Genomic DNA, 18,848 nt, shown 5'->3' on the forward strand with positions numbered 1-18,848 from the left:
CCGAGTGGTGGGGCAAGAGCGTTTTGCTTACTTTTGCGCTGTTCAAAAGTGAGCCGCCGTAAGGGCGGAACCCATAGCAGCCGTGATCCAAATAACGGATATGTACCCAGCGGCCCCGCGCCAACTACAGTACTCAACCCGTAAAAAATGTGTAGATACCTATGCTGCGATGGCATCGACCGCATCTCCCTGAAGTACCGAGGTGTCTGCATGGCAGGCAAGCCAGCCCCCACAGAAGAGCAGAACTGATTTTGATCTGACAGGCACCGTTGACCACGATGGCCGCGCGCAGAAAGCCCATCGCCTACGGGTTTTTCACACCCACCAGGCTCATCAACCCCGCCAACGGAAAGTCCCCTTCCAACTCCGCCAGGCTGGCCGTGTGCATCGGTTGCGGCTGCCGCAAATGACCATGCTGCAACAAGCTGATCAGGCTACCCACCAACGGCTGGTGGCTGACCAGCAACACGTCGGCATCAGTGTCGAGTTTTTCCAGCACGTGCAGCGGGTTGCTGTCCGGCGTCAACCACGGCACCGTGCGAATCTGCGGCTCAAACCCCAATGCCTCACGCACCAGTTGCGCAGTCTGCTGCGCGCGCACATACGGGCTGGCGATGATGGCGCTGATCGGCTGGCCGATCAGGTGCGCAGCACTGCGCAACACTTCGCCGCGCCCATGCTCGGTCAGGTTGCGCTCAGCGTCGGAAGGCGCGTGGGCTTCGGCTTCACCGTGACGCAAAATCCACAGCTTCACAGTTTGGGCTCCTCATCACGCACCGGGTGCGGCGCCGGTGGCACGCTGTGGGCGGCTTCGCCCTCCGGTGCGCGCGGGGTCGGCCAATCCGCGAACGGCCACGGCTTTTGATCAGTGTGGAAACTGCCGAAACGGCCGATCTGCGCAAGAAACTGGCTGAGGCTGTCGCCAAAATTCATCAGGCCCAGGTTCGGCGCGCCGTAGAACAGGCGATACACCAACTGCACCACCACCAAAATACCGAGCAGGAACTGCGCGACTTGCCAGACCAGGGCAAACACCAGCATCCACAGGACTCGCAGGAGGATGGACTCGTATTTAGGGCCTGCTTTCGGATCGTTCATGGCGCGTTCCTCAGTTGAAACCACTGGTGGAAATAAAGTCGACATCGGTCTTGGGCTCGGCGCGCATCAGCAACTCGATGACCTGGTTCAAGGTGCGCCCTTCAAACAGGATCGCGTGCAGCCCGGCGACCAGCGGCATGTACACACCGACTTCCTGGGCCTTGGCCTTCAACACTTTGAGCGTGTTGACGCCTTCGGCCACTTCGCCCAGGCGCGTGACGGCGTCCTCCAAACTAAGGCCTTGGCCGAGGGCGAAACCGACCTGATAATTGCGGCTTTTCGGCGACGAGCAGGTGACGATCAAGTCGCCCACGCCCGCCAGGCCGAGGAAGGTCATCGGGTTGGCGCCCTGGTTCACCGCAAAACGCGTCATCTCCGCCAAGGCGCGCGTAATCAGCATGCTCTTGGTGTTTTCGCCCATGCCCAAGGCCACGGCCATGCCGGCAATAATGGCATAGACGTTTTTCAACGCCCCGCCCAGCTCGACGCCAAAGCGGTCGCTGCTGGCGTAGACGCGAAAGGTACGGCCATGCAGCACGGCCTGGACGCGCTCGCACAGTGCCTCGTCTTCACTGGCGACCACGGTGGCTGTCAGCGCGTGCTCAGCCACCTCCCGCGCCAGGTTCGGCCCGGACAGCACGCCAATGCGCGCCTGCGGGGCGATCTCTTGAAGAATTTCGCTCATCAGCTTGAAGGTGTGGGCCTCGATACCTTTGGTCAGGCTGACCAGTTGCTTGCCCGCCAGGCGTTCGGCGTGGGGCGCCAGCACCGAGCGCAAGGCGCTGGAAGGCAACGCGACAAAGCACAGGTCGCAGTCAGTCAAGGTAGCCAACAAGTCGGTCACCGGCTCGACCGCCGGGTGAATCTTGATGCCTTTAAGGTAACGGGGGTTTTCACGGTGGACGCGAATGGCCTCGGCCTGCTCGGGATCGCGCATCCACTGGCGTACCGCGTGGCCGTTTTCAGCCAGCAGATTTGCCACGGCGGTCCCAAAACTTCCGCCTCCCAGGACCGCAATAGGGCGCTGTTCAGTCATATGCAATCCGTTAATCCATAGCAGTGGCGATGGCGGCATTATACGGGGCGACCCGCTTGCGGCCAGCCCCCGTGTCAATTCACACGCTTGTCGGAAAATGCCCCGTCTGTGTGAAGTAATTGCAAGTGTGGCGACTGGCAAATGGCCCCACCTCAGTTAACATGGGCGGCTATCCGTAATTATCAAGGCCGTGCCGTGTATTTGGGCCCTCCTCCTCGCTCATCTCTATTATTGATGCTGTTGTGCAGCGCACCTGCGTTGGCGGATGACCTGTTCCTCGACAGCCAGCCACTGCCCCAGGTACTCACGGCCACGCGCCTCAAGCAATCGGCCGCCGCCGTGCCTGGCAGTATGACCGTCATCGACAGTGAGCTGATCAAGGCCAGCGGTGCGCGCGACATCGCCGAGTTGCTGCGTTTGGTGCCGGGGATGATGGTCGGTTACACCACCGGCAACCAGGCGGCCGTGAACTACCACGGCACCAGCGCCAGTGATGCACGGCGCATGCAGGTGTTGATCGACGGGCGTTCGGTGTACCGCGCGGGCCTGGCCACGGTGGACTGGAGCGATATTCCGGTAGCCATGGAAGACATCGAGCGTATCGAGGTGTTTCGCGGCCCCAACACGGTCAGCTATGGCGCGAATGCCTTGATGGCGGTGGTCAATATCCTCACGCGCTCGCCGTCCAACAGCCACGGTTCACGGGTCAAAGTGATCCGTGGCGAACGCGGCATCAACGACTTCTACGCCAGCCAGGGCATGGGCTGGGAGACCGGCGACTTGCGCTTGTCGCTGTCCGGGCAACAGGACGATGGGTTTGACAGCGACAAGCTCGGTGCCGACCGCCGTGACAGCCGTCGCCTCAGCCGTTTCAGCCTGGCGGTGAGCCAGACCCTGAACGCGCAGCAGAGCATCGACTGGCAGTTGGACGCCAAGGAAGGCAGCAATCAGCGCCCTTATACCTACACGCCGGTATTCGCCGGGATTACCGAAGGCGGCACCAATTCCGACGTTACCGCCAAGGACTATGCCGGCTCGATGCGCTGGAACATCGAGTTCAACCCCGAACACAGCCTGTATATCCAGGGCTCGGCCCAGCAATGGGACCGCCAGCAGGTCTGGAAAGCCTGTGACGCCAAGGTGTCGTTCAGCCCGGAACTGACCCAACTGTGGCAGCTCAACCCCAACTATGCCGAAAAGTTGGCCCGCCACATGGATATCTACAGCCAGGGCACCGCGCCGCCCGGCAGCGCTGCCGAACAAGCACTCGGCAACCAGGTGCTGGACCAGTGGCGCCAGGGCGCCAGCCAGAGCGTGTGTGGCGATATCGACCAGAGCACCCGCGAGAGTCGCTATGACATTGAGATCCAGGACACCCTGAGCCTGTCCGACAGCCTGCGCCTGGTCAGCGGCATGAATTATCGCTACGACCGCGCCGACTCCGACACCTACTTCAATGGCACCCTCGACGACACCACCTGGCGCCTGTTCGGCCACCTGGAATGGCGCGCCAGCGAACACTGGCTGTTGCAGGGCGGTGCGATGTACGAAGACACCCACTTGAGCGGCAATTCGCTGACGCCGCGGGTGGCGGTCAACTACCTGATCAACCCGCGCCACGGCTTGCGGGCGGTGTATTCCGAGGCGATTCGCTCGCCGGACATGTTCGAAAACAACGTCAACTGGAGCTACCGCGTCACCAACCTGAGCTCCCCGACCTTCGGGCAAAACTCCGGGCAATATTTTGTGGTAACACGCGGCCCCGGCAACCTTGATAAAGAGTTGATGCGCTCGCGCGAGCTGGGCTACAACGGCTTCTTTGCCGACCTCGGGCTGAATGTCGACGTGAAACTGTTCTACGACGAAATCACCGACATGATCAGCTCGCCGCTGCGCAACAACCAGTACATTGCCAGCAACGCCAACAGCGCGCGGTTTACCGGTGCCGAATCGCAATTCGATTGGCGCATGAGCAATGCCGACCGCCTGCGGCTGACCTATGCTTACGTCGACGCCGCCTCCAGCAACCCGCTCGATAAGGCACAAACCGCGCGCAACAGCGGCTCGGCCGGCTGGCTGCGTGAATGGGGCCACGGCTGGTCAAGCGCGCTGTTCTATTATGGTGACGACGCACTCAACACCTATCGCTTCGAACGGGTCGACCTGCGCGTAGCCAAGCGCATTGCCCTGGGCAAAGCCAACGTGGAGCTGGCCGGCATGTTGCAACAACGCCTCGACAACCAGCCCACCACCTTTGTCGACAACCATTACGACAGTCGCCACGTCCTCTACTTCAGCGCGGAGTTAGAGTTCTGACATGGGCGCTCAGTCACGGATGACCCTCCTGCTTGTTTTACGCTTCTGGAGGCGCGCCTTGTTATGGGTGTGCCTGCTGCTGGCCGCGCCGGCCTGGAGCGCCGACATTCTGCTGACCTCTGCCGAAGACGGGGCCGGTGTACAAGCGTTTGCGCAGGCCCTTGCCCAGCAGCGTCCCGAAGACCACGTGACCTTTACCCCGCTCAAAGACCTGCCGGCACCCAGCCGTTTGCCGGCGAATACCCGCCTGATCGTGCTGGACCTGCCCGGTCTTGATTGGCGCCTGCAGGATGCCCAAGGCCCGCCGACCCTGGTGCTGCGCATCAGTCGCCTGCAAGCGCGGCAGCGCCTGGGCCACACTCACCCGGCGAAAATCAGCCTGTTGTGGAGCGATCCGCCGCTTGCGCGTCAGCTCAACCTGATCGCGAGCATCCTGCCGCAGGCCAAACGCATCGGCGTGCTCTACGGCACCGACAGTGAATTCCTGCTGCAGGAGCTGCGCGAGTATGCGACACCGATGGGGCTGGAGATCGTGCCGCAGCTCTGGGACAACATTAATGACAGCCGCCCGCTGCAGAATCTGTTCAAGAACAGTGACGTGCTGCTCGGCCTCGATGACCCGCAGTTGTACAACCCCAAAACCGTGAAGAACCTGTTGCTCAGCAGCTACGCCCAGCAACTGCCGCTGGTGGGCCCCAATGCGGGGTTCGTCAAGGCCGGCAGCCTGGCCAGCACCTACAGCGATCAGGCCGACTGGCTCGATGTGCTCGACCGGCTACTGGATCATCCGCCGACCAGTTGGCCGCGTTCGTTGTACCCGGAACATTTTAAAGTCGTCGGTAACCCGCAAGTCGCACGCTCACTGGGAATCGAACAGGTTGACGAAGTCGCCGTCGCCGCCCGATTGGCCGAAGGAGAAAAACGCCCATGACCTTGCGTCGTCGTTGGGACATCAACACCCGCACCCAGCTCATCACCCTGGGCCCGGCGCTGTTGCTGACCTTGCTGTTGATCAGCTTCTTCACCTTCGTGCGAATCCAGGACCTGCGCCAGGAACTGGACCACACCGGCCAACTGATCGCCAACCAATTGGCCCCCGCCACCGAATACGGCGTCATTTCCGGCAACATCGACGTGCTCGACAGCTTGCTGCGCGCGACACTGGCTACGCCGCACGTGCGCTTCCTGGAGATTCAGGACAGCGCCGAAAAAATCCTGTTGTACGTCGAGCAGCCGTCGGAAAAAAACGACCGCTCGCTGTCGGTGAAAGTGTTCCAGGCGCCCATCCGCCTGCAACACATCCAGCTGGGCAATGACTTCTTCCAGGACAACCTCAACGAACCCAAGGCGCCGCGTGCGGATTACCTCGGCCGGGTGATTGTCGGCATGTCCAACGATGCGTTCAGCCAGCGCCAACAGGAGATCCTGTTCAAGGCCGGTATCCTCGCCCTGTTCGCGCTGCTGTTCACCTTCCTGCTCGCACGGCGCCTGGCCGCCAGCCTGTCGCAGCCGATCAGCGCGATGGGCCACGCGGTGAAGGCCATCCAGCAAGGCGACTACAAGACGCCGCTGCCGATTGTGGATGACTCGGAACTGGGCGACCTGTCGCGGCATATCAACAACCTCGCCGAGGGCCTCAACCAGGCCAGCCGCGAACAGCACCAGGCCATGGCCCAGTTGATCCAGACCCGCGAGGAAGCCGAGCGGGCGAACAATGCCAAGTCGGATTTCCTGGCGATGATGAGCCACGAATTGCGCACGCCCATGAATGGCGTTCTGGGCATGTTGCAACTGCTGGAAACCACCGAGATGACCGAGGAGCAGACCGAGTACGCGGCACTCGCGTCGGAGTCCACCGAGCATTTGCTCAAGGTGATCAACGACATCCTCGACTTCTCGCGCATCGAACGCGCAGCGCTGGAGCTGGAACATATTTCGTTCAACCTCGCGGACCTGATCAGCAGTTGCGCCCAGGCCTTCCAGCACAGCGCCCAGCAACGCGGCCTGGCGCTGGAGCTGCCGATTCCACTGGGCATGGATGCGTTGCGGGTGCAGGGCGACCCGACGCGTATCCGGCAAATTCTGGTAAACCTGATCGGCAACGCGTTGAAATTCACCGAGCACGGCACAGTGACCGTCGAGCCCCATTGGCAAACCCTCGACCATGAGTTGGTGTGGTTCACCTGCACCGTGCGCGACAGCGGCATCGGGATTTCCGCCGAACGCCTGGAATTGATGTTCGACGCGTTCCAGCAGGCCGACAGTTCCATTTCAAGACGTTACGGCGGCACCGGCCTGGGCTTGCCGATTGCCCGCACATTGGCCGAACGCATGGGCGGCACGCTGCGCGCCCAGAGCGAGGAAGGCCGGGGCTCGGTGTTTACCCTGGAAATCCCGTTGGCCATCGACCAGCAGAGCTTGCCGGCGATTGCCCCGCACGCCGAAGGCAAGAGCAGCGCCGGCGATGGCCGTCATGTACTGCTGGTGGAGGACAACCCGGTCAACCGCACGGTGGTCGAAGCGATGCTGCGCAGCCTGGGCTTTGAAGTGAGCCTGGCCACCGACGGCGCCGAAGCCATACGCAGTGCCGAGAGCCTGATATTCACCGCCATTTTGATGGATTGCCGCTTGCCGGTGATCGATGGTTACGAGGCCACCCGTCAAATTCGCCAACTGCCCGGCTGCGCCGATCTGCCGATCATTGCCCTCACCGCCAACGCCTTGCAGGGCGATCGCGAAGCCTGCATGGCGGCCGGAATGAACGATTACCTGGCCAAGCCGTTCAAACGCACGGATTTGCAGCAAATCCTGCAGCGTTGGGTGCAATAGCCCCGCGCCATCAACCAACTGCGACTGGCGTGAAAGACGAAAGTGCGGCAGTCTTAGGCACCCGAACGGGCCCATAAACAGGCCCGGTTTAAAATTTCAGTGAACAAGTGTACATTCAGTACCTTATCGCTGTGACTTTCACTACAACGCAATAGTCTATGTGTAGGCTGCCGACATGAGGCATGAACGCTTCATTCGGTTCGGGAAGATTTGCCCTACCCTGCCGCATGGGATTATTGAGGAGCTCGCATGACCAAACAAAACGCCTTTACTCGGGAAGACCTGCTGCGCTGCAGTCGCGGTGAGCTGTTCGGCCCAGGTAACGCGCAACTGCCCGCCCCGAACATGCTGATGGTGGATCGCATCACCCATATCAGCGAAGAGGGTGGCAAGTACGGCAAAGGTGAATTGGTCGCCGAGCTGGATATCACCCCTGACCTGTGGTTCTTCGCCTGCCATTTCGAAGGCGACCCTGTGATGCCGGGCTGCCTGGGCCTCGACGCCATGTGGCAACTGGTCGGCTTCTACCTGGGCTGGCAAGGCCTGCCGGGCCGCGGCCGCGCCCTGGGTTCGGGCGAAGTGAAGTTCTTTGGCCAGGTTCTGCCGACCGCCAAGAAAGTCACCTACAACATTCAAATCAAGCGCGTCCTCAAGGGCAAGCTGAACCTGGCCATCGCCGACGGTTCGGTGACTGTCGACGGTCGCGAAATCTATACTGCCGAAGGCCTTCGGGTCGGCGTATTCACTTCCACTGACAACTTTTAAGGGTTATCCGCATGCGCCGCGTCGTTATCACTGGTCTGGGCATTGTTTCTTGCCTGGGCAATGACAAAGAGACCGTCACCGCTAACCTGCGTGCAAGTCGCCCTGGCATCCGTTTCAACCCGGAATATGCCGAAATGGGTCTGCGTAGCCAGGTTTCCGGCTCCATCGACCTGCCGCTCGAAGAACTGATTGATCGCAAGATCTACCGCTTCGTCGGCCACGCTGCCGCCTATGCCTACCTGGCCATGAAAGACGCCATCGCCGACTCCGGCCTGAGCGAAGACCAGGTATCGAACGTACGCACCGGCCTGATCGCCGGCTCCGGCGGCGCATCGACCCTCAACCAGATGGAAGCGCTGGACATCCTGCGCGAAAAAGGCGTGAAGCGCGTTGGCCCGTACCGTGTAACGCGGACCATGGGCAGCACCGTTTCGGCCTGCCTGGCCACGCCGTTCCAGATCAAGGGCGTGAACTACTCGATCTCCTCGGCTTGCGCTACCAGTGCTCACTGCATCGGTACTGCGGTTGAGCAGATCCAGCTGGGCAAGCAGGACATCGTATTCGCCGGCGGCGGTGAAGAAGAACATTGGAGCCAGTCGTTCCTGTTCGACGCCATGGGCGCGCTGTCCACCCAGTACAACGAAACCCCGGAAAAGGCCTCCCGCGCCTACGACGCCAAGCGTGACGGTTTCGTCATCGCCGGCGGTGGCGGCATGGTGGTGGTCGAGGAGCTGGAACACGCTCTGGCCCGTGGCGCGAAGATCTATGCGGAAATCGTCGGTTACGGCGCCACTTCCGACGGCTACGACATGGTTGCGCCAAGCGGCGAAGGCGCGATCCGTTGCATGCAGATGGCGATGTCCACCGTTGATACCCCAATCGACTACCTGAACACCCACGGCACTTCGACCCCGGTCGGCGACGCCAAGGAAATGGAAGGCGTGCGTGCGGTATTCGGCGACAAGGCGCCGGCCATCAGCTCCACCAAGAGCTTGTCCGGTCACTCCCTGGGCGCCGCCGGCGTTCACGAAGCGATCTACTGCCTGCTGATGATGGAAGGCAACTTCATGGCCGGCTCGGCCAACATCGACGAGATTGATCCGGTGGTGGCTGATATGCCGATCCTGACCAAGACTGTTGAAAACGCCAAAATCGATACCGTGATGAGCAACAGCTTCGGCTTCGGTGGCACCAACGCCACCCTGGTACTGAAACGCTGGCAGGGTAAATAAGCCCCGCAGGTTGATCGCATGAAAAAGCCCCGACTGGTTCGGGGCTTTTTTATGGGTGACCGGGTTCGAGACCGAGTCGCCTGCTTCGCGAGCAAGCCCGCTCCCACATTTGGAATGCATTCCCCTGTGGGAGCGGGCTTGCTCGCGAAGAGGCCAACTCGGTTTACAGCCCTACACCGAAAACCGCGCCACCATGGTGTTCAGGTCCACCGCCAACCGCGACAGCTCCTGGCTCGCCGCACTGGTCTGGTTCGCCCCGGTCGAGGTCTGATGCGCCAAATCGCGAATATTCATCAAATTGCGATCCACCTCCCGCGCCACGGCCGCCTGCTGCTCCGATGCACTGGCAATCACCAGGTTACGCTCGTTGATCAAGGTAAACGCCGACGCAATTTCTTCCAGCGCGGTGCCCGCCGCCTTGGCGATGTCCAGCGTAGACCGCGCCCGCGTATTGCTCTGCTGCATCGAGCTGACCGCTTGATCGGTGCCCTGTTGAATCCCGCTGATCATCTGCTCAATTTCCTGGGTCGACTGCTGCGTGCGATGTGCCAACGCCCGCACCTCATCCGCCACCACCGCAAACCCGCGCCCGGCATCCCCGGCGCGCGCCGCTTCGATCGCGGCATTCAGCGCAAGCAAGTTGGTCTGCTCGGCAATCGAGCGAATGACATCCAGCACCTTGCTGATGCCATAGACCTTCTGCGCCAGGTCCTCGACCTGCGTCACATTGGCGGTCACGTCCGTGGCCAGCGCCTCGATCGACTCTACCGTCTGGTGCACCTGCTCACGCCCGTGCTGGGCAATGCGGTCGGACTCACGTGAGGCCTGTGAGGTGGCCACCGCGTTGCTCGCCACTTCCTCCACCGCCGCCGTCATCTGGTTGACCGCCGTCGCCGCCTGCTCGATTTCCTGGTTCTGCTGGTGCAGGCCACGGGTGGCGTCCTCGGTCACGCAACTGAGTTCTTCGGACGCCGAAGCCAATTGGTTCGAGGATTCGGCAATTCGCCGGATGGTGTCGCGCAGGTTCTCCTGCATGCCTTTGAGCGCCTGCTGCAAACGCGCCGGCTCGTCGCTGCCGGTCACGCTGATCTCGCCGGTCAAGTCGCCACTGGCCACGCCCTGGGCGACCTTCAATGACTGCGCCAATGGCAGCACGATGCTGCGCGTCAGCCACACCGCCAGCCCGATGGTGATCAGCGCGGTGAGCACAATCATGCCGACCACCCATGTGCGGGACTGTATGAACACATTTTGCGCCAGGTTCGCAGCCTGATTGGCGCTGGCTTTGTTCAAGGCGACCAAGTCGTGCAGCGTGCCGGCCATCTCGTCGGCGAGTTGGTTCATCTCGCCGTTGACGATTTTGATCGCGGCCTCCAGCTGATTGGCCTTGGAGAACGCCATAACCTGCTCCTGGCGTTGCAGGTACTGCTGCTCCTGCGCTTTGAAGCGATCAAACAGCGTGCGCTCTTCGGGCAGCACGATCAGCCCTTCATAGAGGGTTTGCGCTTGGTGCAGGCCATTTTTGAGGTCGGTGAGTTTCTGCTCGTTCTGCGCCAGCGCCTGGGGATCACGGTTTACCAGCAAGCGCAGGGTCAGCGCGCGGACCCGCAACAGGTCCTGGCTCATCTCCCCCACCGCCATCACGCTGGGCAGCCAGTTGTTTTCGACCTGATCCGACTGCTGGCGCATATTGGCCATCTGCAGCAGGGCGAAGCCGCCCAAGACGAACACCATCAACGCCAGTACGCCAAAGCCCAAGCCGGCGCGGGGGGCGATATTCAGACTACGGATACTACTCATTGCCTGGGTTCCTTCCAAAATGCGCTGCATCCACCTGCAGCGGGTCTCCTGAAAGGTATCGGCCCTTTATTGACTTTGCGTAAGACGAAAAGGCGATATCAATGTGCCTGCTCATCGCGAGGGGGTTTCGGCAGAATCGCCAGGAAGTTATCGCGTGCGACTTTGCGGGCTACGGCCTCGGGCAGCGCATCAAGGAAAGGATCGAAACGGCGCATTTCCTTACCGAGTTTGTTGAAGCGCCCTACAACGTCCGAACCCAGCATAAAGCGCTCCGGAAAGCGCTCCACCAGCTTTACCCACTCCGGCCTGGGATTGCCCGCACTGTCGAGCAAGTACGGCGTGAGCATGCTCCAGGACAGGTCGATGTACAGATTGGGATAGGCCTCCAACAGTCGGCTCAAGGTCGGCAGTAGAAAGTCCATCTGCACCTGATGTCGGTGGATCTCTTTACTGGTGCCGGCATGCGCCCAGATAAACCGGGTGTGCGGGTGGTTGCGCAGCGATTCTTCGACTTCCGCCAGGTACAGCGGGTTGCGCTCGCGCTTGGAGGTGATATTGGAATGCAGCATCACCGGCAGGTCGTTTTCGGCAGCAAGGTGATAAATGGCCGCCATGGCTTCGTTATTGGCGCGTGGGGTGTCGCCGGCGGTCAAGGCGGTCAGGTCATCGTGGCGCGTAAACACTTCGCCAATGCCCTGCCACAGCCCGGGATTGAGATCGAGCATGCGCTGGATATGCGCGGCAGAGTTCTTGTCGTTAGGGTTGAACCCGGACAGAAACGGATGGAAATGCTTGCGCTGCTCGGGCGTGAGCTTATTTACCGCAGCGGCAACGATCACGTCAGTGGCGCTGTACCAATAGGCATCGGCGTCATCACCGGCGTAGTAACGCGGGCGCTTGGGTTCGTCTTCGTGCCATTTCTTCGCCACGGGAATGCCGGAAATCATCACATGCTCAATGCGCGCGTCGGCCATCGCCTTGAGCAATTTATCCATGCCGGCGGTTTCCTGGAAAAAATCCACGTAATGCAGGTGCGCATCGCTGTAGGCATAGTCGCGCGCCTGCGCAGCAAGGCTGCTGGCGGCAAGCAACAGGGCGAGACTCAGGCGGTTCCAGGGCACGGTAAACCTCGATATCGGCTAATACGGGTAGACCTTGCGCGCGACCCAGGGGTTCATCCGTCAAAAAACACGGAACACCCCAGCGCCAGCATGTTCTATAAGTGCCAGCATGTTCTATAACTGCATGACCTTCATCCTGCCAAACCGTGAGGTTCACCATGCCTGTTACCGTCAACACCCTGAACCACGACAACTTTCGCCACAGTGTGAATATCAATAATCACGAACTGTTCACCGACCTGCCCAAAAGCCTGGGCGGCGACGACTCGGCGCCCTCCCCCCACGACTATTTCGATGCCGCCCTGGCGTCGTGCAAGGCCCTGACCGTCAAGCTCTACGCCCAGAAGAAAGACATCCCGCTGAGCGGCGTGACCGTGGAAGTCACCCACGACAGCAGCGAGGAGCAGCAGGGCAAGTACAAGCTCAACGTGAAGCTGACCCTCAAAGGCGTGCTCACCGATGCACAGCGCGACGAACTGCACCGCGTGGCCGACCGCTGCCCGGTACACAAATTGATGACCACTGCCGAGGTCACCATCGAGACGAAATTGTCCGAAGGCGCCTTCAGCCAATAGCGCCGCTCTCCCGCCGAGCGGGTTATGCTCAAGCAGCCTCTAACCCGCTCAGACAGGGACGCACCATGACCACCCTCACCGTGATCCGCCCGCGCGCCGAAGATGTCGAAGGCCAGCCGATCCTGCGCCCGCTGCCGTCGCGTGAATGCCGCAGCGTCGGACCTTTTGTGTTTTTCGACCACATGCTGCCCACGCGCTACGCGCCGGGCACCGGCATGAATATCCGCCAGCACCCACATATCGGGCTGTCAACGCTGACTTATCTGTTCGAAGGCGCGTTGCAACACAAGGACAGCCTCGGCTCGGACCAGGTGGTGCAGGCCGGCGACGTCAGCTGGATGACCGCCGGCAGTGCGATTGCCCACGTCGAACGCACGCCCGAGGCGCTCAAGGCCGAAGGTTTCAGCCTGCATGGCCTGCAAGTGTGGCTGGCCTCGCCCAAAGACCACGAGATCGGGCCGGGGCACTACAGCCATCACGCGGCGGCGAGCTTGCCGGTGAGTGACAACCTGGGTGTGCAGATTCGCCTGATCGCCGGCAGCGGCTTTTGTCTCAAATCGCCGGTGCCAGTGCTGTCGCCCACGCTATATGCCGAGGTGCGCATGCAAACGGCCACGACGCTGCTGATCCCGGATGAGCATGAGGAACGCGCGGTGTATGTGCTGGAGGGTGAGGCGCAGTTGGACGGCGAGGCGCTGGAGGTGCACAGCTTGGTGGTGTTGCCTGCCGGGCAGGACATGACGCTATTTGCTGAAAGCGATTGCCACCTGGTGGTGTTTGGCGGCGCGTCTCTGGATGGGCCACGGCGGATCAACTGGAATTTTGTGGCGAGCGACCCGGCCATGATCGAACAGGCGCGACAGCGTTGGGCGGCTGGGGATTGGCCGACGGTGCCGGGGGAAACAGAAAGAATCGAGTTGCCGGTGAGATGATTGTTCCCACGCTCTGCGTGGGAACACAGCCCGTGACGCTGCGCGTCACAAAGAGCGGACGCAGAGCGTCCAGCCAGGCATTCCCACGCGGAGCGTGGGAACGATCAACGCTAAAGATTTAGCCCTTGAACACTTCATCCAGCAAGTCATGCATCGACTTGAACGCCCGCTTGGCGGTCTTGGCGTCGTACATCATCTTGCCCGGCACATTGGCGTGCGGGTCGGTGAAGGAATGCACCGCGCCGCCGTAGCTGAGCAACTGCCAATCCACACCGGCCGCGTTCATCTCAGCTTCAAACGCCGGCAGCTGCTCTTTGGGCACCAATGGGTCGGAAGCACCGTGCAATACCAGCACCGAGCCCTTGATGTGCTTGGCGCCTGCCGGGTTCTGCGTGTCGATAGTGCCGTGGAACGATACGGCAGCCTTCAACGGCGCACCGGTACGCGCAAGCTCCAGCGAGCAGAAACCGCCAAAGCAGAAGCCGAAGGTCGCCAGCTTCGAGGTATCAACCGCCGCTTCGGTCTGGCCTTGCAGTTGCTCGAACGCCGCCTGCAGACGCTTGATCAGCGCCGGGTTGTCATTTTTCAACGGCATCATCGCCGCGCCGGCCTCATCGCCATTCGAGGGGCGCACAGTTTGCCCGTACAGGTCGGCGATCAGCACCACGTAACCCTTGGCGGCCACGCTTTTGGCGATCTCTTCGGCACCCGCACTCACACCCATCCAGTTCGGCGCCATCAGCAGGCCCGGCAATGGGCCTTGGTGGCCGGCATCGAACGCGAGGCGGCTTTCGTAAGACTGGCCATCAATCTGATAGACCACGGAACGTACAGTGACTTGGCTCATCATTTACTCCAGTTGAAGTGCGTTAGAACGAAAAAACCCGCCGAAGCGGGTTTTTCTACAACGGTGTTAAACCGACAGCTCAACCAACAGCTTGTTCAGTCGGCGCACGTAGGCCGCCGGGTCTTTCAAGCTGTCGCCAGCGGCCAGGGCCGCCTGGTCGAAGAGGATGTGCGACAGGTCGCCAAAGCGCTCTTCGCTCTGCTCGCCGTCGAGTTTCTCGATCAGCGGGTGAGCCGGGTTGAATTCAAAGATCGGCTTGGAATCCGGAACCTTCTGGCCGCTGGCTTCGAGGATCTGACGCATCTGCATGCCCAGGTCCTGCTCGCCGATGGCCAAGATCGCCGGGGAATCCGTCAGACGGTGGGAAACCCGCACTTCGCTGACTGCGTCGCCCAAAGCGGTCTTGATCCGCTCAACCAGGCCTTCTTTGGCCTTGGCAACTTCTTCGGCTTCTTTCTTCTCTTCTTCGGAGTCCAGGTTACCCAGGTCCAGGTCACCACGGGCCACGTCGACGAAGGTCTTGCCGTCGAATTCGCTGAGGTAGCTCATCAGCCACTCATCGATACGGTCGGTCAGCAGCAGCACTTCGATGCCTTTCTTGCGGAAGACTTCCAGGTGCGGGCTGTTCTTGACCTGCGCGTAGGTTTCGCCGGTCAGGTAGTAGATTTTGTCCTGACCTTCTTTGGCGCGTGCCAGGTACTCGGCCAGCGACACCACCTGCTCACCGTCTTCACCCTGAGTGGAGGCGAAGCGCAGCAGACCGGCGATTTTTTCCTTGTTGGCAAAATCTTCAGCCGGGCCTTCTTTCATGACCTGACCGAAGTTTTTCCAGAAGCCTTTGTATTGCTCAGGCTCGTTCTTCGCCAGTTTTTCCAGCATGTCGAGCACACGCTTGGTCAGCGCCGACTTCATGGAATCGATGATCGGGTCTTTCTGCAGGATTTCCCGCGACACGTTCAGCGACAAGTCGTTGGAATCGACCACGCCTTTGATGAAGCGCAGGTACAGCGGCAGGAAGGATTCCGCCTGGTCCATCACGAACACGCGCTGCACGTACAGCTTCAGGCCTTTTGGCGCTTCGCGCTGGTACAGGTCGAACGGCGCACGGGCTGGCACATAGAGCAGCGAGCTGTATTCCAGCTTGCCTTCAACCTTGTTGTGGCTCCAGCTCAGCGGGTTCTCGTAGTCGTGAGCGATGTGCTTGTAGAACTCCTGGTATTCCTCGTCTTTGACTTCGGTACGAGGGCGGGTCCACAAGGCGCTGGCACGGTTGACCACTTCCCATTCCTGGGCAGGCTGCTCTTCACCTTCAGCGGCCGCTTGTTCTTTGGGCAACTCGATCGGCAAAGCGATGTGGTCGGAATATTTCTTGATGATGTTGCGCAGGCGCCAGCCATCGGCGAATTCGTCTTCACCGGATTTCAGGTGCAGCACGATGCGGGTGCCACGGTCAGCCTTGTCGAGGGTGGCGATTTCAAACTCGCCCTCACCTTTGGAAGACCAGTGCACACCTTCGCTGGCGGCGAGGCCGGCGCGGCGGCTGAACACTTCAACTTTGTCGGCAACGATGAAAGCCGAGTAGAAGCCCACGCCGAATTGGCCGATCAGGTGCGAATCTTTTTTCTGATCGCCAGACAGGTTTTTCATGAAATCGGCGGTGCCGGATTTAGCGATGGTACCCAAATGGGTGATCGCGTCTTCGCGGCTCATGCCGATACCGTTGTCTTCGAGGGTGACGGTCTTGGCGTCCTTGTCGAAGCTCACACGGATTTTGAGTTCGGCGCCACCTTCCAGCAACTCAGGCTTGGACAGGGCTTCGAAACGTAATTTGTCGACAGCGTCAGAGGCGTTCGAGATCAATTCGCGAAGGAAAATTTCCTTGTTGGAATACAGCGAATGGATCATGAGGTGCAGCAGCTGCTTCACCTCGGTCTGGAAGCCCAGGGTTTCCTTTTGAGTTTCCACACTCATGGTCATCAAACTCCAATTGGATGGCAGTGGCCGCGCCCTTGAGGGTTGGCGGCGGGTTGTCATCAAAGTTGGGGGCTAAGACCAGGATTTCAAGGGCGGGCCGCTTCCTCAATTTTGAAATGTGCACGGGCGGTGGCAATCGGTTCGGCCACGGTACTTTGCCAGGCGGTGATCGCCACATTCGCCACGCGACGGCCCTGGCGCCACACCTGGCATTTGGCGTAGGTGTCGCGAAACTGCCCGGCGCGCAGGTAATCCAGGGAAAAGTCGATGATTTTCGGGATGCCCGGCGAGCCGGTAAATACCAGCAAATGTAACGCCGCCGACAGCTCCATAAAACCGGCGATCACACCACCGTGCAGCGCCGGCAATATCGGGTTACCAATGTTGTCCTTGTTGGCCGGCAGGCGAAACAGCAATTCATCGCCCAAACGCGTGCATTCAATGCCGATCAGCTTGGCGTAGGGAATCAGGTCGAGCAGTGCTTCGTAGTTACCGCGTTCATGGGCCTGCTCCAAGCGAGTCTTGAATCGATGTGTCATGCCTGTTCTCCCTTGATGGTGCTGCCCAATCCTTGTGCGCCCTTGAGGCGCTTGCCCATGCGCATGAACGTGCCCACCACGTGGGCGATGGGCTGTTGCGGGTCATCCTGATAGGCGAAGCCACGGGTGAAAATCACGTCGGTGGTGACCCGGTAGCACTGCGCAAAGCCGTACACCGGTTTGTGCGGTTCGGCGGGATGCATGTAGTCCACACGCAAGTCGAGGGTCGGGCACACCTCGAATTCGGGCAACACACACAGGGTGGCCATGCCGCAGGCCGTGTCCATCAACGAGGTAAGTGCGCCGCCGTGAATCACTCCGGTTTGAGGATCACCGACGATATGCGGGCCGTACGGCAGTGACAGCGTCATGCCCTCCTCGCTCGCGGCATGGACGCTGATGCCAAGCACCTGGCAATGGCGCAGGGCCGAAACAAAGCGTGTGGCACGCGCTAACAGGGGATTTTCGGTCATATGTTCTCGACTCTTATTAGTGTTGATTCGCGGAGTGTTGGGTGCAGGTGAAAGTTCCTTGAACACCCGCGTTTATATATCTGGGGAATAAAAGGAACTAATGCTGAACCCTCAGGCTCGAAAGGCCAGTAGATATCTTCAATAAGGAGAAACACCCCATGCGCAAGACTTTAGCTATTTCCATGATGTTCGCCGCTGCCCTCGGTCTCGCTGCCTGCGATAAAAAATCCGAAGACAAAGCCCAAGATGCCCAAGCGCATTCTGAGCAAGCTCAGAAAGACATGGCCAAAGCTCAGGATAAAGTGAACGACGCTGCAAAAGAAAACGCCGATGCTGCCAAAGCTCAGGCTGATGCGAACGCTGAAAAAGCAAAAGAAGACGGCACCGCCACACCAACAGCCCCTGCCAAGCCTTAATCGCCTGGTTGTTGCTGCAAAAAAAAGCCCGCTTATATAGCGGGCTTTTTGTTGTCCGTCGTTTTGTTCGGCGCCAGAAAGTTGCACTAATTCTAAAGCCTCTCACTAAGGTTCCTTCGCCGACTCGGTCAACGGGCTGTCAGTCGGGGTATAGACCATCACCTGCAGTACGTCGGAATGAAACTCTCGGCGATACAGCACGACCACGACCCCGCCGCTCATCAACATAAACAACCAGGGGCTGACAAACCAGGCCAACATGGTCATGCCGAAGTAATAAGCCCGCAGGCCAAAGTTGAATTGGTTGGCCGCCATCGAAATCACCCGCGCCGCCCTCAGCGCAAACGCCTTGCGCTCCTGCTCCGACACCTGCCGCTCACCGACCATCGGCGCAGAGCCCACCAGCACCGCCGCAAAGTTGTATTGGCGCATGCACCAACTGAAGGTGAAAAACGCATAGACGAACACCAGTGCCAGGCACAGCAGCTTGATTTGCGACACGCCCTGGGAAGCCTGCTGCACCATGGGAATGTCCGCCAACAACAACACTGCCCGCTCGGAAGCGCCCAACACGGTGAGAATACCCGCCAGGATGATCAGCGTGCTGGAGGCAAAGAACGAAGCGTTGCGCTCCAGATTGCCGATCACGCTGGCGTCGGCGATACGGTTGTCGCGCAGCAGCATGCGGCGCATCCAGTCTTCACGGTACAAGTGCAGCACGCTGGCAAGGCAGGCGGTGTCGCGGGCTTTCCAGAGCGCGTAACGGGTGTAGCCGCCCCAACACAGCACGAACCAGAGGGCGGCGAGCAGGTGGATCTGATTGGTTTCAACGAACGACATGCGGGTCCTTAAACACAGCGGATGGGGACAAACGTGATTCAAAATGTGGGAGCGG

The 18,848-nt window shown here is 60.4% G+C and carries 18 protein-coding genes and 1 pseudogene; 8 read left to right on the top strand and 11 right to left on the bottom strand.

Annotation, left to right across the window (positions count from 1 at the left end; all coding sequences use genetic code 11):
- Positions 1–304: 304 nt before the first annotated feature.
- From sixA to HX783_RS23165, 3 genes are read right to left on the bottom strand one after another with little or no spacing between them, the layout of a single operon-like run.
- Complete coding sequence (gene sixA / locus HX783_RS23155) at positions 305–754, bottom strand: phosphohistidine phosphatase SixA (protein WP_159955118.1); 450 nt, start codon at positions 752–754, stop codon at positions 305–307.
- Positions 751–1,098, bottom strand: coding sequence for a DUF4389 domain-containing protein (locus HX783_RS23160; protein WP_159955117.1), 348 nt, complete (start codon positions 1,096–1,098; stop codon positions 751–753). The genes sixA and HX783_RS23160 overlap by 4 nt, the downstream gene beginning before the upstream one ends.
- Before the next feature lie 10 nt (positions 1,099–1,108).
- Positions 1,109–2,134, bottom strand: a complete 1,026-nt coding sequence (locus HX783_RS23165; RefSeq protein WP_159955116.1) for an NAD(P)H-dependent glycerol-3-phosphate dehydrogenase — start codon at positions 2,132–2,134, stop codon at positions 1,109–1,111.
- 195 nt (positions 2,135–2,329) lie between these two features.
- On the opposite strand from HX783_RS23165, the gene HX783_RS23170 reads away from it, so the two are divergent.
- From HX783_RS23170 to fabB, 5 genes are all read left to right on the top strand, one after another.
- Positions 2,330–4,450 carry a TonB-dependent receptor plug domain-containing protein gene (locus tag HX783_RS23170; protein WP_371317704.1) on the top strand — a complete coding sequence of 707 codons (2,121 nt, stop codon included), beginning with the start codon at positions 2,330–2,332 and terminating at the stop codon, positions 4,448–4,450.
- 1 nt (position 4,451) lies between these two features.
- Positions 4,452–5,381 carry an ABC transporter substrate-binding protein gene (locus HX783_RS23175; RefSeq protein WP_177018374.1) on the top strand — a complete coding sequence of 310 codons (930 nt, stop codon included), beginning with the start codon at positions 4,452–4,454 and terminating at the stop codon, positions 5,379–5,381.
- Complete coding sequence (locus tag HX783_RS23180; protein ID WP_177018375.1) at positions 5,378–7,279, top strand: ATP-binding protein; 1,902 nt, start codon at positions 5,378–5,380, stop codon at positions 7,277–7,279. Before HX783_RS23175 ends, HX783_RS23180 begins: the two co-directional genes overlap by 4 nt.
- Positions 7,280–7,528: 249 nt before the next feature.
- On the top strand, positions 7,529–8,044 hold the full coding sequence (fabA, locus tag HX783_RS23185) for a 3-hydroxyacyl-[acyl-carrier-protein] dehydratase FabA (protein ID WP_003210552.1): 516 nt from the start codon (positions 7,529–7,531) through the stop codon (positions 8,042–8,044).
- A gap of 11 nt (positions 8,045–8,055) precedes the next feature.
- Entirely contained in the window at positions 8,056–9,276 is a 1,221-nt protein-coding gene (fabB, locus tag HX783_RS23190; RefSeq protein WP_017134470.1) for a beta-ketoacyl-ACP synthase I, read from the top strand.
- A 171-nt stretch (positions 9,277–9,447) separates the two neighbouring features.
- Here the strand turns inward: fabB and HX783_RS30360 are convergent, their stop codons facing one another.
- From HX783_RS30360 to HX783_RS23200, 3 genes and pseudogenes are all read right to left on the bottom strand, one after another.
- Positions 9,448–10,311 (bottom strand): methyl-accepting chemotaxis protein, encoded by an 864-nt coding sequence (locus HX783_RS30360; protein ID WP_371317706.1) that lies wholly within the window; start codon positions 10,309–10,311, stop codon positions 9,448–9,450.
- Positions 10,303–11,106, bottom strand: a pseudogene (locus tag HX783_RS30365) (MCP four helix bundle domain-containing protein); the annotation flags it as partial. The pseudogene HX783_RS30365 and the gene HX783_RS30360, both read right to left, overlap by 9 nt.
- Before the next feature lie 68 nt (positions 11,107–11,174).
- Complete coding sequence (locus HX783_RS23200) at positions 11,175–12,197, bottom strand: amidohydrolase family protein (protein ID WP_177018377.1); 1,023 nt, start codon at positions 12,195–12,197, stop codon at positions 11,175–11,177.
- A 158-nt stretch (positions 12,198–12,355) separates the two neighbouring features.
- Here HX783_RS23200 and HX783_RS23205 point away from each other — a divergent pair, with 158 nt between their 5' ends.
- Positions 12,356–12,772 (top strand): OsmC family protein, encoded by a 417-nt coding sequence (locus HX783_RS23205; protein WP_159955110.1) that lies wholly within the window; start codon positions 12,356–12,358, stop codon positions 12,770–12,772.
- Between the two features lie 65 nt (positions 12,773–12,837).
- Positions 12,838–13,704: a pirin family protein gene (locus HX783_RS23210; protein ID WP_177018378.1), complete on the top strand. Its 867-nt coding sequence runs from the start codon at positions 12,838–12,840 to the stop codon at positions 13,702–13,704.
- Positions 13,705–13,822: 118 nt separating this feature from the next.
- Here HX783_RS23210 and HX783_RS23215 read toward each other — a convergent pair whose 3' ends face one another.
- From HX783_RS23215 to HX783_RS23230, 4 genes are all read right to left on the bottom strand, one after another.
- The gene (locus tag HX783_RS23215; protein WP_177018379.1) at positions 13,823–14,551 is read right to left on the bottom strand and encodes a dienelactone hydrolase family protein; all 729 of its coding nucleotides are present in this window, start codon (positions 14,549–14,551) and stop codon (positions 13,823–13,825) included.
- A gap of 66 nt (positions 14,552–14,617) precedes the next feature.
- Positions 14,618–16,522, bottom strand: coding sequence for a molecular chaperone HtpG (gene htpG / locus HX783_RS23220; RefSeq protein ID WP_159955107.1), 1,905 nt, complete (start codon positions 16,520–16,522; stop codon positions 14,618–14,620).
- An 89-nt stretch (positions 16,523–16,611) separates the two neighbouring features.
- On the bottom strand, positions 16,612–17,064 hold the full coding sequence (locus tag HX783_RS23225) for a PaaI family thioesterase (RefSeq protein ID WP_177018380.1): 453 nt from the start codon (positions 17,062–17,064) through the stop codon (positions 16,612–16,614).
- Complete coding sequence (locus HX783_RS23230; RefSeq protein WP_177018381.1) at positions 17,061–17,537, bottom strand: PaaI family thioesterase; 477 nt, start codon at positions 17,535–17,537, stop codon at positions 17,061–17,063. Before HX783_RS23230 ends, HX783_RS23225 begins: the two co-directional genes overlap by 4 nt.
- Positions 17,538–17,695: 158 nt before the next feature.
- Between HX783_RS23230 and HX783_RS23235 the strand changes: the two genes are divergently transcribed.
- Positions 17,696–17,953 (top strand): hypothetical protein, encoded by a 258-nt coding sequence (locus HX783_RS23235; RefSeq protein ID WP_159955104.1) that lies wholly within the window; start codon positions 17,696–17,698, stop codon positions 17,951–17,953.
- A gap of 105 nt (positions 17,954–18,058) precedes the next feature.
- On the opposite strand, the gene HX783_RS23240 is transcribed toward HX783_RS23235, so the two are convergent.
- The gene (locus HX783_RS23240; protein WP_177018382.1) at positions 18,059–18,793 is read right to left on the bottom strand and encodes a DUF599 domain-containing protein; all 735 of its coding nucleotides are present in this window, start codon (positions 18,791–18,793) and stop codon (positions 18,059–18,061) included.
- Between the last annotated feature and the right edge of the window lie 55 nt (positions 18,794–18,848).

Source organism: Pseudomonas sp. D2002 (genome assembly GCF_013385735.1).
Classification (GTDB): Bacteria; Pseudomonadota; Gammaproteobacteria; order Pseudomonadales; family Pseudomonadaceae; genus Aquipseudomonas.